Source organism: Brevundimonas sp. FG128 (genome assembly GCF_057809775.1).
Window position 1 is genome coordinate 79,839 of sequence record NZ_JBMDKP010000004.1, and the last position, 12,506, is coordinate 92,344.

16 protein-coding genes and 1 tRNA gene are annotated in these 12,506 nt (G+C 67.7%); 7 read left to right on the plus strand and 10 right to left on the minus strand.

From position 1 onward, the window contains the following. The first annotated feature begins 22 nt into the window (after positions 1 to 22). Entirely contained in the window at positions 23 to 1,750 is a 1,728-nt protein-coding gene (locus ACODSC_RS11910) for a M1 family metallopeptidase (protein WP_488814150.1), read from the plus strand. Positions 1,751 to 1,754: 4 nt separating this feature from the next. Here the strand turns inward: ACODSC_RS11910 and ACODSC_RS11915 are convergent, their stop codons facing one another. Further along, positions 1,755 to 2,531, minus strand: a complete 777-nt coding sequence (locus ACODSC_RS11915; RefSeq protein ID WP_488814151.1) for a transglutaminase-like domain-containing protein — start codon at positions 2,529 to 2,531, stop codon at positions 1,755 to 1,757. A 158-nt stretch (positions 2,532 to 2,689) separates the two neighbouring features. Between ACODSC_RS11915 and ACODSC_RS11920 the strand changes: the two genes are divergently transcribed. Further along, positions 2,690 to 3,607 (plus strand): DMT family transporter, encoded by a 918-nt coding sequence (locus ACODSC_RS11920; RefSeq protein WP_488814152.1) that lies wholly within the window; start codon positions 2,690 to 2,692, stop codon positions 3,605 to 3,607. Between the two features lie 66 nt (positions 3,608 to 3,673). On the opposite strand, the gene ACODSC_RS11925 is transcribed toward ACODSC_RS11920, so the two are convergent. Both ACODSC_RS11925 and ACODSC_RS11930 read right to left on the minus strand, forming a co-directional pair. Then, positions 3,674 to 3,877 carry a cold-shock protein gene (locus tag ACODSC_RS11925; protein WP_488814153.1) on the minus strand — a complete coding sequence of 68 codons (204 nt, stop codon included), beginning with the start codon at positions 3,875 to 3,877 and terminating at the stop codon, positions 3,674 to 3,676. A 196-nt stretch (positions 3,878 to 4,073) separates the two neighbouring features. After that, positions 4,074 to 4,835, minus strand: a complete 762-nt coding sequence (locus ACODSC_RS11930) for an extensin-like domain-containing protein (RefSeq protein WP_488814154.1) — start codon at positions 4,833 to 4,835, stop codon at positions 4,074 to 4,076. A gap of 112 nt (positions 4,836 to 4,947) precedes the next feature. Between ACODSC_RS11930 and ppk2 the strand changes: the two genes are divergently transcribed. Then, on the plus strand, positions 4,948 to 5,697 hold the full coding sequence (gene ppk2 / locus ACODSC_RS11935; RefSeq protein ID WP_488814155.1) for a polyphosphate kinase 2: 750 nt from the start codon (positions 4,948 to 4,950) through the stop codon (positions 5,695 to 5,697). 6 nt (positions 5,698 to 5,703) lie between these two features. Here ppk2 and ACODSC_RS11940 read toward each other — a convergent pair whose 3' ends face one another. The 3 genes from ACODSC_RS11940 to tsaD all read right to left on the minus strand — a co-directional run bounded on the left by ACODSC_RS11940 (position 5,704) and on the right by tsaD (position 8,435). Next, positions 5,704 to 6,081 (minus strand): Rieske (2Fe-2S) protein, encoded by a 378-nt coding sequence (locus ACODSC_RS11940; protein ID WP_488814157.1) that lies wholly within the window; start codon positions 6,079 to 6,081, stop codon positions 5,704 to 5,706. Then, positions 6,074 to 7,072, minus strand: a complete 999-nt coding sequence (locus ACODSC_RS11945; RefSeq protein ID WP_488814158.1) for an NAD(P)H-dependent glycerol-3-phosphate dehydrogenase — start codon at positions 7,070 to 7,072, stop codon at positions 6,074 to 6,076. The genes ACODSC_RS11940 and ACODSC_RS11945 overlap by 8 nt, the downstream gene beginning before the upstream one ends. 160 nt (positions 7,073 to 7,232) lie before the next feature. After that, positions 7,233 to 8,435, minus strand: a complete 1,203-nt coding sequence (tsaD, locus tag ACODSC_RS11950; protein WP_488814159.1) for a tRNA (adenosine(37)-N6)-threonylcarbamoyltransferase complex transferase subunit TsaD — start codon at positions 8,433 to 8,435, stop codon at positions 7,233 to 7,235. On the opposite strand from tsaD, the gene hemC reads away from it, so the two are divergent. From hemC to ACODSC_RS11970, 4 genes are all read left to right on the plus strand, one after another. Next, a complete protein-coding gene (hemC, locus tag ACODSC_RS11955) occupies positions 8,434 to 9,387 on the plus strand; it encodes a hydroxymethylbilane synthase (protein WP_488814160.1) in 954 nt (317 codons plus the stop codon). The two genes, tsaD and hemC, sit on opposite strands and share 2 nt — an antisense overlap. Further along, the gene (locus ACODSC_RS11960; RefSeq protein ID WP_488814162.1) at positions 9,384 to 10,103 is read left to right on the plus strand and encodes a uroporphyrinogen-III synthase; all 720 of its coding nucleotides are present in this window, start codon (positions 9,384 to 9,386) and stop codon (positions 10,101 to 10,103) included. The genes hemC and ACODSC_RS11960 overlap by 4 nt, the downstream gene beginning before the upstream one ends. Before the next feature lie 43 nt (positions 10,104 to 10,146). Further along, positions 10,147 to 10,222, plus strand: a tRNA-Thr gene (locus ACODSC_RS11965). Between the two features lie 173 nt (positions 10,223 to 10,395). Then, positions 10,396 to 10,749: a helix-turn-helix domain-containing protein gene (locus ACODSC_RS11970; protein WP_488814164.1), complete on the plus strand. Its 354-nt coding sequence runs from the start codon at positions 10,396 to 10,398 to the stop codon at positions 10,747 to 10,749. A 36-nt stretch (positions 10,750 to 10,785) separates the two neighbouring features. Here the strand turns inward: ACODSC_RS11970 and ACODSC_RS11975 are convergent, their stop codons facing one another. From ACODSC_RS11975 to ACODSC_RS11990, 4 genes are read right to left on the minus strand one after another with little or no spacing between them, the layout of a single operon-like run. Next, positions 10,786 to 11,136, minus strand: coding sequence for a hypothetical protein (locus ACODSC_RS11975; protein ID WP_488814165.1), 351 nt, complete (start codon positions 11,134 to 11,136; stop codon positions 10,786 to 10,788). A 2-nt stretch (positions 11,137 to 11,138) separates the two neighbouring features. Then, entirely contained in the window at positions 11,139 to 11,603 is a 465-nt protein-coding gene (locus tag ACODSC_RS11980) for a hypothetical protein (RefSeq protein WP_488814166.1), read from the minus strand. Between the two features lie 14 nt (positions 11,604 to 11,617). After that, positions 11,618 to 12,004 (minus strand): hypothetical protein, encoded by a 387-nt coding sequence (locus ACODSC_RS11985; protein WP_488814167.1) that lies wholly within the window; start codon positions 12,002 to 12,004, stop codon positions 11,618 to 11,620. Further along, on the minus strand, positions 11,992 to 12,438 hold the full coding sequence (locus ACODSC_RS11990) for a helix-turn-helix domain-containing protein (RefSeq protein WP_488814169.1): 447 nt from the start codon (positions 12,436 to 12,438) through the stop codon (positions 11,992 to 11,994). The genes ACODSC_RS11985 and ACODSC_RS11990 overlap by 13 nt, the downstream gene beginning before the upstream one ends. Between the last annotated feature and the right edge of the window lie 68 nt (positions 12,439 to 12,506).

The window sequence follows — 12,506 nt, forward strand, 5'->3', positions numbered from 1 at the left end:
CAGGTCTGACCGGAGGGAAATCATGGCCGTCGTCCGCACCCTGAGCCTGGCCGCCGCGCTGGCGCTATCCGCCTGCGCCACCGACGGACTGCCCGCGCAGACGCCGCCGCGCGAATCGACGCCCTTCACCCTGGGCACCGATCAGCCGCGCGCGCCCGAGCAGCTGTCCATGCAGTTCGACAAGGCCGACCTGTCGATCAAGGTCCTGCCCGACGCCAAGGCCATCGAGGCCGTGGCCGTTCTGGACTTCACCGCGACCGCCCCGCTGGAGCAGTTGGTGGTCGAACTGGACACTCTACTGACCATCGCCTCCATACAGGTGGACGATGTCGAGGTCCCCGCCGATCGGTGGCGCAATCCCGAGGGGCGACTGACGGTCGATCTGCCCCGCCCCCTCGTCGCCGGACAGTCGGTCGCCCTGCGGATCGCCTATGGCGGCCAGCCGCGCGTCGCCCCGCGCGCGCCGTGGGACGGCGGCTTCGTCTGGTCCACCGCCCCGTCTGGCGAGCCGTGGATCGCCACCGCCGTCCAGGGCGAGGGCTGCGACATCTTCTGGCCGTGCATCGACCATCCGCATGGCGAGCCGGGCCGCGTGGATCTGCACATCACCGCGCCGTCGAATCTGGCCGCGCCCTCCAACGGCCGCTTCCTGGGCAAGACGGACCGCGGCGATGGCTGGACGACCTGGAACTGGTCGGCGGCCCGCCCCAACACCTATGCGATCGCCCTGAACATCGGCCCCTACGAAGAAGTTTCGGGCCTGTACGAGAGCCGGTTCGGCAATGTCGTGCCGATGAGCTACTGGCATCTGAAATCGGACGAGCCTGCCAAGGTCCAGGCCCTGTTCTCCGAGTTTCCCCAGATGCTGAACTTCTTCGAGGCGACCGTCGGACCCTATCCGTTCGCCGACGAGAAGATGGGGGTGGTCGAGACGCCGCACCTGGGCATGGAGCACCAGACCATCAACGCCTATGGCAACGGCTACAAGATCGATGGTCGCGGCTATGACTGGCTGTTGCAGCACGAGTTCGCCCACGAGTGGTTTGGCAACCAACTGACCAACCAGAACGCCGACGACATGTGGCTGCACGAAGGGTTGGGCAGCTATATGCAGCCCCTCTATGCGCGCTGGCTGCTGGGCGACCGCTACATGCAACGCGAGCTGGCCGACCAGCGCGAGGGACTGGCCAACAAATTCCCCGTCGTCTCGGGGACGCCCAAGAGCGAGGACGAGGTCTACAAGGGCGACGTCGGCCCCGGCAACGACATCTACACCAAGGGATCGCTGATCAGCCATTCGCTGCGCCTGCTGATTGGGGACGCCGCCTTCCACGAGGCGCTGACGCGGCTGGTCTATGGCCGGCCCGATCCCCGACCGGGCAATTTTGAGCCGCTGTATCGCTCGACGCAGGACTTTCTGGACATCGTCAACCAGGTGACGGGCGGCGACTACAGCTGGTTCTTCCGCGGCTACCTCTACAACGCCGACCTGCCGGTGCTTGAGGAGACGCACGAGGACGGTCGACTGCTGCTGCAGTGGACCACGGGCGACGGCGAGGTCTTTCCCATGCCGGTGGAGGTCGAGATCGGCGGGCGCGTCCAGACCGTGCCCATGACCGGCGGACGCGGCGAGGTCGCCGTGCCTCGCGGCGCCCATGTCCTGATCGATCCGCAGAACAAGGTCCTGCGCCAGATGGACGTGATCGACGCCCTGCAGGCCTACAAGGCAGAGCAGACGTCCAAACCCTAGGCCGTCAGGCCGCCTCCACCGTCACCAACTGTCGCACGAAGGTGCAGCGTTCCTGGGTGGTCAGGAAGGCGATGTCGGCGGCGTCGCGCCCGCAGGCGATCCGCACCAGGCCCTCGACCGGCGCCAGGCCCGTGGCGTCCACCAGCCACCAGCCGTTGTCCAGCCAGACCTCGAAGATGGCGTGGAAATCCGGCGGCTCCAACTGGTGGGCGAAGGCGCTGACGGCGCGCGCCGGAATCCCGGACGCCCGACACAGGGTCATGCCCAGATGGGTGAAGTCGCGGCACACCCCGGCCCGGTCGATAAAGGTCCGCGCCGCCGTCGTCTCGGTGTCGGACACGCCGTGCTCGTAATCCACGTTCTCGGTGATCCAGTTCAGGATCGCCAGCACACGGGCGCCGCCCGAGGTGTCGCCAAACTCGCGTGTGACGAAACGGCCGAACTGGTCCGACGGGCAATACCGGCTGGGCTGGAGGTAGGGCAGGACCTCGGCGGGCAGTTCGCCCCAGTCGTGCTGGGACACGCTGGGCGGCAGGCCCTTCAGCACGCCGTTCTCGACCACCGCCTCATAGGTCAGGGTTACGTCGCCCCCGACGTGGCACCGCAGGGTGCGGGCGCCGAAATCGACGTCCTGATCCTCGTGAAACTCCACCGGCGGATCGAATGTCAGGGTTTCTTCCAGAATGTCCTGGCCCGGCCAGTGCGCGACCTGAATCTTGTAGATGGCGTCCGTCGGCGGATCGAAACGATAGACGAGTTCGGCGCGCACGCGCAGTTTCATGAAGGACGACCGATCGGGCGAGAGGTGAGAACGACGAGGCTGCTCAACGCCATGCGACTTAGGCCGTTCCGTGTCCAGCGAGACGGGCCCTCGACATCGGCCGCCGCCTTCGACGTCTGATGTGGCGCAAGGTCGCAGGGCGGCGTAAGAGCCGCGCCATGTCCGCCCTCGTCTCGCGCGTCTCCCCTCGCGCCTTCGCCCTGATCGTGCTGCTGATCGCCGCCTGCGTGCTGGGGCTGGCTCCCATTCTGGTGCGTCTGGCCGAGACAGGACCGGCGGCGGGGGGGTTCTGGCGCTTCGTCTTCGCCCTGCCCCTGCTGACCATCCTGGCGTCGCGGGAGCCCGGCGCTATGTCGGCGCCGTCGAAATGGGCGCTGCTGGCGGGCCTGTTCTTCGCCCTGGACCTCAGCTTCTGGCACTACGGCATCGTCATGACGTCGGTCGCCAATGCGACGGTGCTGTGCAACCTGACGCCGGTCGTGGTGACCCTGTTCGGCTGGTTCGTCCTGAAGGAGACGCCGCACCGGCTGTTCCTGCTTGCCCTGGCCCTGGCCATGGGTGGGGCCTTCGCCATGGCGGCGGGCGCCGACGGCGGACAGGGGACCAATCCGCCGCTGGGCGACGCCTTCTCCCTGTCGGTGGCGGTCTGGTATTCGGGCTATTTCCTAGCGGTGAAGGCCGCCAGAAGGACTGCCGGCGCCATGCAGGTGACCTTCTGGGCGACTTTGCTCGGCGCCCCCCTGCTGCTGGCCGTCGCCCTGGCGCTGGGCGAGACCATTATCCCCGCCAGCCCGTCCGGCTGGGGCGCCTGTATCGCCATGGGGGTGATGCATGTGTTCGGCCAAGGGGGCGTGGCCTGGGCCCTGGGCCGACTGCCTGCCTCGGTCACCGCCGTCACAATCCTGATCCAGCCGGTGGTCGCAGGTCTGCTGGGCTGGTGGATCTTCGGCGAGACCCTGACGCCGATCCAGGCCCTGGGCGGCGCCCTGGTGCTGGCCGCCATCGTTCTGGCGCAGCGGTCGCAGCGGGTGAAGTCTTCGCCGGATAACGGGCTCAAGCAGCGCGAAACGCGGTAGCCCAAACAAAACAAGCGCGGAAGCCGAAGCCGCCGCGCCTGTCTCTGAGCTTCAAAGCTGATCGGCTTAAAGGACCTTGAGGTCGATCGCCGAGGTCTTGCCGCGCTGGCTTTCCAGCTCGTATTCGACCTTGGCGTTCTCATCGAGGCCTTGAAGTCCGGCCTTCTGAACGGCGGTGATGTGGACGAAAACGTCCTGACCGCCGGTATCGGGTTGGATGAAGCCGAAGCCCTTTGTGGGGTTGAACCACTTGACCGTGCCGGTCGCCATGTCTGCGTCTCCGTCAACGCGCTTTTCCAGGCGGATCCCCATCAGAGTGACCCGACAATCCATCTGGACAGCTCGTTCAGGCGAAGGAGCGAAACGCGGGTGTGGACCCCACGCAAAATCCGGACTGCATCGATGTTGTCACCCGGCTTTTCGAAGCGGTCAACAGCAAAGCGATTCGTACTGGGCGCATTGAAGATTAACGGCAGATACCCTGCCGGGCGCCGTCGATGTGAAGGTGGTTCTCGTGCGCGGCGTTGTAGTCGGGCGTCAGCACGGTCGAGAAAAGACGGCAGGCCCCGTCGCGGACGGCATGTAGAAAGCGCGATCCGGGCTCTCCAGCCGGGCCCTGACCTCGCCAATCTCTCAGTACACTGACGGTTCGCCCGTCCTTCAGAGTGATGGCGGCCACGTCCAGCGCATTGGCCCTGGCGTGCTCGCTGGGGCGCTCCTGGCTATCCTGCGAGCCATATATGCGGCGGCACGAATAGGTCCCGTAATTCTCGACCCGCGCCGGAGCCGATCCCAGGATGTCGCGCGACGCCGGCCGCAGAACCTGCCGATCCCAGATGACATAGCGCACCGCCAACGGGCACTGCATGACGACGTCCGCCGGGGCCAGCGGCGTCACCTCGCCGCCTGTGATCCGCACCGCGCCGCGCACGACGCAGAACCCGCCGTCGTCGCGGTCCGCAGCGCGCTCGACCTTAACACCCGCGTTGCGCAAGGCCTGCATGCAGGCTTCGGTCGCGCTCTCCACCGCCTGTGGCGACGCGGCGGCCGGCACGTCGAAGGCGGCCACCTTGGCGGTCGTCGCGCGTCCCAGGGGCCGATCCAGATCCAACGGCTTCCACGGCAGGTCCTGCGCCGGAGCGAAGACGTTCAACAGTGCAAAACCCGCGCAGACCAGCAGCGCGAGCTCCCACACCAGATTCCACATGTCCGCCAGATCGCGCTTCATTCCGCCCCGTCACGGGCCGGCAGGCCCCGCGCCTTAACGCCCAGCTTCGCCGTAGGCTCCCTGCGAACGCACACCCCTTGCCCGCAGGCCCCGTCCGGCCCACTCTTTCATCATGGGAAAGAAATCAGACGCCTATGACGCCGAGCTGGAGCAGATCCAGCTCGCCATCGTCCAGACCCAGGCCTGGAGCATCCAGCATGGGTCACGCGTGGTCATCGTGCTGGAGGGTCGCGACACCGCCGGCAAGGACGGGGCCATCAAGCGGCTGACCGAACACATGTCGCCGCGCCAAACCCGCGTCATCGCCCTGCCCAAGCCCAGCGACCGGGAGACCAGCCAGTGGTATTTCCAGCGCTATGTGCCCCACCTGCCGGGCGCGGGCGAGACGGTGATCTTCAACCGCTCCTGGTACAACCGCGCCGGGGTCGAGCCGGTGATGGGGTATTGCACGCCGGAACAGTACGCCCAGTTCATGACCGACGCCCCGCGTTTCGAGCGGATGCTGACCGACGACGGCATCATCCTGATCAAGATCTGGCTGGACATCTCGCGTGAGGAACAGGCCGAGCGGCTCAAGGCCCGCCGGGATGATCCGTTGAAGAAGTTCAAGCTGTCGTCGCTGGACGCCGAGGCCGAAGCGCGGTTCGACGCCTATTCCGACGCGCGCGACCGGATGCTGGATGAGACCGACCGCCCCTTCGCGCCCTGGACCGTCGTTGCGACCGACGACAAGAAGACGGCGCGGCTGAACATCGGCCGCTACATCCTGTCGATCCTGAACCACACCAGCGTCGAGGTGAAGAAGCCGGACCCGGACGTGGTCTTCAGCGCCGCCAAGGCCAAGGGCAAGCTGGCGCGCTGATCGGCTTCACGCCGTCCTGACGATCCCGCCCGTCGCCGCCACCGGCCACGGCGTCAGCCGCCCGCCCGCGCAGGGGCCGCCCTCGCACTCGCCGGTCAGTGGCTCGAACACCGCCCCATGCCAGCCGCACAGGATCAGCGAGCCGTCGGGCGTCAGATAGCGGTCGATCTCCATGGCGATGGGAAAGCCCGCATGGGGGCAGCGGTCGATCCAGCCGGCGACCTGGCCGTCCTTGCGCACGACGAAGCCGTGGAAGAAGGCCTCGCCGATCTGAAGAACGAAGCCGCGAGAGCCGGGGTCGGCGATGTCGCCCTCGGCGCACAGAGCCACACCCGGCGGCGTCTTCCAGACCCGTTTGCGCTCGGCCGGGACCTCCTCAGACACGTTCGGCCTTCAGCGGACGCGACAGCAAACCGTCGATCAGGCCGTCCACGTCGATCTCGCCGGCCAGCAGGGCGGCGACGCCTTCGGAGATCGGGATTTCCACGCCCAGACCCGCAGCCAATTCGCGCACGGCGGGCGCGCTTTCGTAACCCTCGGCCACCGACCGCTTGCCGGCAAGGGCCTGTTCCACCGTCTGCCCCTGCCCCAGGGCCAGACCCAGGCTCATGTTGCGCGACTGGGGGCTGGAGCACGTCAGGACCAGGTCGCCCAGGCCGCACAGGCCCGCCACCGTCTCGGCCTGCCCGCCCATGGCGACGGCGAGACGGGTCATTTCCGCAAAGCCGCGCGTGATCAGGGCGGCGTGGGCGCTGCGCCCCAACTGCCGTCCCTCGGAAATGCCGCAGGCGATGGCCAGCACGTTCTTCAGCGCCCCGCCCGCCTCGGCGCCCACCAGATCGGTCGCCAGATAGGGCCGGAAGCCCGGCGCCGACAGGGTGTTCAACAGGACCTGGCCCAGCGCCGCATCGGCGCAAGCCAGGGTGACGGCGGTGGGCAGGCCGCGTGATACCTCGCCCGCGAAACTGGGGCCGGACAGAACGGCGGCGGGGGCGTCCGGCAGGGTCTCGGCCAGCACCTCGGTCATCAGCTTCATCGTGCCGCGCTCGACCCCCTTGGAGCAAAGCACCACCGGCACGCCAGCGCGGTGATGGGGCGCAAAGGCCGTCAGGGTGGCGCGCATGTGCTGGGCCGGCGGCACCGCCAGGATCACGTCGCAGTGTGCCAGATCGGCCAAGTCCGCCGTGAACTTCAACGCCTCCTCCAGCGGCACGCCGGGCAGATACAGGTCATTGGCCCGCGTCGCCCGCAACGTCTCGACCAGCTTCTGCTCGCGCGCCTGCAGCGTCGTATCCAGCCCTGCCCGGACGCAGACCTGCGCCAGGGCCGTGCCCCAGGCGCCCGCGCCGATGACCCCTGCCGTGCGGAATTCCATACGCCCTCCCGAGGCTTTTTTATCGTTCACGCCTTGAGCCTGATCGGCTGAAGAGGAATCGCTTCGCGATTCCGCTGATGCCGTGAATCAGGCTCACGATTAATGCGAAAGCATGATTCACGTTTCTGTTTGAACCGCGAAGCGGTTCTCACAAAAACGATCATGCTTTTGCGCCCTTGCGGCCCGGCTTGTGCGAAGGATCGGACAGGGCGCGCGCCTCGTCCAGCGGCCATCGCGGCCGGGCGACCACGTCGATGTCGCTGGTCAGCCCCAAGGCCAGCCGCTCAGCCCCCGCCAGGGCGATCATCGCCGCATTGTCGGTGCAATAGGCCATGGGCGGCGCCAGGAAGTCGAAGCCGTGCCGAGTCGCCGTCACCTCCAGCGTCGCGCGGATGGTCTTGTTGGCGGCGACCCCGCCCGCGACGACGAACAGCCGGTGCTCATGCGTCTGGGCATAGGCCGCCAAAGCGCGCTCCGACCGATCCGACAGCTGGCGCGCGATGGCGTTTTGGACTGCGTCGGCCAGGTCGGCCTTGTCCTGATCGGTCTCGCACGTCTGGGCGATGCGGAAGGCGGCCGTCTTCAGGCCCGAGAAAGAGAAATCGCAATCCTTGCGGCCCAGCAGCGCGCGAGGCAGGTCGAATCGCGACCCATCGCCCTGCATCGCCAGCCGTTCCAGCGCCGGCCCGCCCGGATAACCCAGCCCCAAGGCCTTGGCGATCTTGTCGAAGGCCTCGCCGGCTGCATCGTCGATGGTGGCGCCGATCCGGCTCATGTCGCCGATGCCGCGCACCTCCAGGAGCTGGCAATGGCCGCCCGACACCAGGAGCAGCAGGAAGGGATAGGCGACCTCCGCCCCCAGCCGCGCCGACACCGCATGACCTTCCAGATGGTTGACCGCCACCAGGGGCAGGCCGCGCGCCAAGGCCGCCGCCTTGCCGAAGCTGAGGCCGACCATGACCCCGCCGACCAGGCCCGGCCCGGCCGTCGCAGCGATCGCGTCCAGCCCGTCATAGCCCATGTCCGCCTCGGCCATCGCCCGGCGCGTGACCTCGGCGATCATTTCGACATGGCTGCGCGCCGCGATCTCGGGGACGACGCCGCCGTAGGCCGCATGGTCGTCGATCTGGCTGTGAACCACGGAAGACAGGACCTCGGCCCGGCCGCCCATCTCAGAAGGGTGCAGGCGCACGACCGAGGCGGCGGTCTCGTCGCAACTGGTCTCCAGGCCCAGCACCGTCAGCGCATGACCGGGACGAGGGGGGACATCCCGTCCAGTTGCCGCATGGGCGCGGCTGCTATAGTCGGCGGAACTCTCCATCGGGTCGAGGTAGCGACCCGGCGACCGGTGCGCAACGCTCATGACCTTTCCTCTCCGCATCGGCACCCGGCGATCCAAGCTGGCCCTGGCCCAGTCCGGCATGATGCAGCGCGCCATCGGCCGCGCCCTGAACGTGCCCGAAGCCGAGATCGAGACCGCCATTCCCCTGGTCGAGATCGTCACCACCGGCGACCGCATCCAGGACCGCCGCCTACTGGAGCTGGGCGGCAAGGCCCTGTTCACCAAGGAGATCGAGGAGGCGCTGCTAGCCGGCCGGATCGACATCGCCATCCATTCGATGAAGGACGTGCCCGCCGAACAGCCGCAGGGCCTGTGCATCGCCGCCATTCCCGAGCGCGAGGACGCCCGCGACGCCTTCATCAGCCGCGACTTCGACAGTTTCGACGCCCTGCCCTTCGGCGCGCGCCTGGGCACCGCCAGCCTGCGTCGCCAGGCCCAGGCCCTGGCCCTGCGGCCCGACCTGAAGGTCGAGATGCTGCGGGGCAACATCGACACCCGCCTGCGCCGCGCGGCCGAGGGCGATTTCGACGCCATATTGCTGGCCGTCTCCGGCATGGCCCGGCTGGGCGTTTCCGAACATATCCGCGAAAAGCTGTCGCTGGACGCCTTCCTGCCCGCGCCGGGCCAGGGCGCCCTGGCGATCCAGACCCGCGCCGCCGACATCAACGCCCCCTGGGTCGTGGCCCTGAACCACCCCGAGACCGCCGTCTGCGTCGCCGCCGAGCGTGGGGCCATGACGGCGCTTGAGGGGTCGTGCCGCACCGCCGTCGGCGCCTACGCCCTGATCGCCAACGACACCCTGCACCTGACCACCGAAATGCTCAGCCCCGACGGATCCGCCCGCTGGCGCCGCGTCGGCGACCTGTCCCAACCCACCGAAGCCGACGCCCGCGCCCTGGGCCATCGGCTGGGATCCGAAGTCCACGCCTCCGCCGGCGATCAGGAGGTCGATCCCGCGACCCTGGACGGATGATCGCCCCCGACGCTGCAGCCAGGCCCGCCCGCGTCTGGATCACCCGCGCCGAGCCCGGCGCCTCACGCACCGCCGCGCGCCTGCGAGACAGGGGGTATGACCCCGTGGTCGCCCCTCTGCTGGCGATCGAATACCTGACCCCGTCCCTTCCCGACCTGACGGCGTTCGCCCTGGCCTTCACCAGCGTCAACGGCGTCGCCGCCTTCGCCGCCCTGACGCCCCGACGCGACTGCCCCGTCTTCTCGGTCGGCGACGCCACCGCCCAGGCCGCCCGCGACGCCGGTTTCGAGGTCGTGCGCTCCGCATCCGGCGACCTCGCCGCCCTCGCCCGCCTGATCGCGACGACGCTGAGCGACGCCGCTTTGCTGGTTCCGCAGGCCGAAACCCCCGCCGGGAACTTCGCGGCCTATCTGGCGGCGGCGGGCGCCGACGGCGTCTCGATCCAGCCGCTGACGATCTATCGCGCCACGCCTGCCGCGAGCGTCCCACCGGCGACGTTCGACGCGGTCCTTGTCCACTCGCCCCGAGCGGCGACGATCCTCGCGGCGTACGACGCCGCATCGCTAGACCGCGCCGTCATCGCCTGTATCTCGCCCGCCGCAGCGGCGCCCTTCGTGGCGTTGGGCCTGGCGCCAGCCGTGGCCGAAACGCCCGACGAAGCCTCATTGCTCGCGATCTTGCAAGCGGCGCTTGGCAAGCGCGATACGGCCGTATAAAGACCCCCTCTCGCGCGGGCGACTTTTAGTCCGTCGCAACCGGGCCGCTTTAGCTCAGCCGGTAGAGCACATCATTCGTAATGATGGGGTCAGGTGTTCGAGTCACCTAAGCGGCACCACTTCTTCCCGGCGCAAACGGCGTCAGGATGGGCCTGCACCGCTCCGGGGACATACCCCTGCGGTTGAATTTTCACTCACGGCGCACGTAGCACTCCCTAGACGGCCAGCTTTGTCTTGACGGCGCGGGCGTTTTGGGGCCATGGCGCCGCATTAGTCCTGTCCGTAGGCTCAAATGAACGACGCAGTAGATCCCGTAGACATCGCCATCGGCGGACGCATCCGCACCCGTCGTGAGGAACTTCGCATCACCCAGGCCCAACTGGCTGCGGGCGCGGGCGTGACGTTCCAGCAGATTCAAAAGTACGAACGCGGCGTCAATCGCGTCTCCGCCGCGCGCCTGCTGCAGATCGCCTCGGTGCTGAAGTCGACCGGCGCCGCCTTGCTGGGCGAGCTGGAGACCGCCGAGGGCGACGAGCTTGCGCTGGCCGCCCCGGGCGTCGCCGAACTGCTGGCCGCCTTCCGCGGCATCCAGGACCCCGCCCAACGCGACGCCCTGCTGACCGTGGCCAAGGGCCTGCGCGGCTGATCGGCTGACGGCTGATCGGCTGAGGCGTCTGACGCCTCAGATACGGGCCTGACGCAAGAGACGTTCGACGGGCTGAACGTCCTCGCCGCCCGAGGCGTGATCGGCAAGCCACCGTTGCACCGCCGACAGAGCCCTAAGGTCGAGGCCGTCCGAACGACCGGCGTCGACCATGTTCTGGCGCACGACTTCCAGCATGCAGGCCGCCTCGACCGCACTGTCAGGCGTGTGGTTGAGCAGACGAGGTTCGGCCTCGACCATCGGCCCCAGATCAAGTTCGGCCAGCAGATTTTCGGAACTGCCCGAAACCCCGACCTTTGCGGCCATGGTCGCGGTGTCGAACCACGAACGAAACAGCGGCAAGAAGCCCTTGTGAGAGTCGGTATTCATATTCATGTCCTTTGAGTTCTGACGCTGCGCGGTCTCGCCGACAGCGATGAATGAGATCGGGCGTAGGGAGCCGATCGCGCCTCCCAGACGCCGAAGATGGCCAGCAGCATGAGTTCGACCCAGATCGTCATCCGCGCGGTCACGATTGACCAGGTCAAGGCGCCGGGGCCGATCAGCGACGAGATGTGAGTGCCGAACGCCAGCAGTTGAGCGCCGGCGGCGAACAGCAGCCACCATCGGTCGTAACGCAGACTGAGGCGGACCAGCAGGACCAGAAGCCCCAGGGAAATCGCCGCGACAGCCCACCGGAACTGGCCGATGACCATATGGTCGACCCAGCCCGAGAACAGCTGAGCCAGGAAAAGCCCCACGCCGGCCTCGCGCTCGGGTCGCCTGCCCTGCCAGACCAGCAGGCCAAGCGCGATGACCGTCAGGCCCGTGCCGAATATCCACAGCGGCGAAGGCATTCGGTCGTGCTCCGTCAGGCGGCCAATCTTATCACATCAACGGGCAGAGCACCGGTCGGCTTGGCTTCCTTGCTTTCGCCCATGCCTTCCATGCGCCAACCAATCCCGTGGTTTTCGGCCACTGTTGCGAGGTCTGTATGGCCGGCGACGACGCTGGCGCGCACCGTCGCCAGTTGGCCCAATCCCGCCACGATGTTTTCGATCGCCGACTGGCCGACCTCGGCCGCGAGGCGGGATTCGACCCGTCCCTCGAGCGACGTCTGGATCAGTCGGCAAACTTCGATCATGGCCTGATCGATGGCGTGTTCCGCAGTCTGCACCTGACGCGCGACCCGGACCCCTACCTGCATGTTTCTCATTAGTTGGTCCTCCAGAATGATGCCCCGCGTCAGCGGGCCCATTCGGGAGAGATCCGGTCGAACAAGGAGGGAACCACCATGCCTGCCGTCACGATCCCGATGGCGAGCAGCAGGGCGACGACGGCGCCGGCGACCACGATCCCCACTCTCGCGCCGATCCCGCGAGGCGGGGGCGGCAAGAGCCAGGATGTCGGCGCCAGGGGACCGTCGTCGACCGACTGTCCAGCCGACGCCGGATCAACAAGCCTGTCTTGCGCCCGCTCTGGAATGAGTATCGGCGCCTCTGAGTAGTCGTTACTCAATCGGCGCGCCGCCAGTTTTCGATCCGACACGCCCAGTTTCGCATAGGCCCGGTGCAGGTGGTTGCCCACGGTGCGCGGCGAGATGCCCAGATGCGCGGCGATCTCCTTGTCCTCCAGCCCTTGACCGGCGAGGTGGACGCATTCGCTTTCTCTGGTCGTCAGGCTATCAGGCATCGGGTCCCCCGGACCTGTTTACCTCAAATTCCATCGGTGTCAGCCGATACGCTTGCGCCCGGACCACT

Bases quoted from the DNA above. Each gene is read 5' to 3' on its own strand.
- ACODSC_RS11910 (WP_488814150.1), top strand. From the start codon at position 23: ATGGCCGTCGTCCGCACCCTGAGCCTGGCCGCCGCGCTGGCGCTATCC.
- hemC (WP_488814160.1), top strand. From the start codon at position 8,434: ATGACCTTTCCTCTCCGCATCGGCACCCGGCGATCCAAGCTGGCCCTG.
- ACODSC_RS11970 (WP_488814164.1), top strand. From the start codon at position 10,396: ATGAACGACGCAGTAGATCCCGTAGACATCGCCATCGGCGGACGCATC.
- ACODSC_RS11985 (WP_488814167.1), bottom strand. From the start codon at position 12,004: ATGGGCCCGCTGACGCGGGGCATCATTCTGGAGGACCAACTAATGAGA.
- ACODSC_RS11920 (WP_488814152.1), top strand. From the start codon at position 2,690: ATGTCCGCCCTCGTCTCGCGCGTCTCCCCTCGCGCCTTCGCCCTGATC.
- ACODSC_RS11990 (WP_488814169.1), bottom strand. From the start codon at position 12,438: ATGCCTGATAGCCTGACGACCAGAGAAAGCGAATGCGTCCACCTCGCC.
- ppk2 (WP_488814155.1), top strand. From the start codon at position 4,948: ATGGGAAAGAAATCAGACGCCTATGACGCCGAGCTGGAGCAGATCCAG.
- tsaD (WP_488814159.1), bottom strand. From the start codon at position 8,435: ATGAGCGTTGCGCACCGGTCGCCGGGTCGCTACCTCGACCCGATGGAG.
- ACODSC_RS11960 (WP_488814162.1), top strand. From the start codon at position 9,384: ATGATCGCCCCCGACGCTGCAGCCAGGCCCGCCCGCGTCTGGATCACC.
- ACODSC_RS11980 (WP_488814166.1), bottom strand. From the start codon at position 11,603: ATGCCTTCGCCGCTGTGGATATTCGGCACGGGCCTGACGGTCATCGCG.
- ACODSC_RS11915 (WP_488814151.1), bottom strand. From the start codon at position 2,531: ATGAAACTGCGCGTGCGCGCCGAACTCGTCTATCGTTTCGATCCGCCG.
- ACODSC_RS11975 (WP_488814165.1), bottom strand. From the start codon at position 11,136: ATGAATACCGACTCTCACAAGGGCTTCTTGCCGCTGTTTCGTTCGTGG.
- ACODSC_RS11945 (WP_488814158.1), bottom strand. From the start codon at position 7,072: ATGGAATTCCGCACGGCAGGGGTCATCGGCGCGGGCGCCTGGGGCACG.
- ACODSC_RS11925 (WP_488814153.1), bottom strand. From the start codon at position 3,877: ATGGCGACCGGCACGGTCAAGTGGTTCAACCCCACAAAGGGCTTCGGC.
- ACODSC_RS11930 (WP_488814154.1), bottom strand. From the start codon at position 4,835: ATGAAGCGCGATCTGGCGGACATGTGGAATCTGGTGTGGGAGCTCGCG.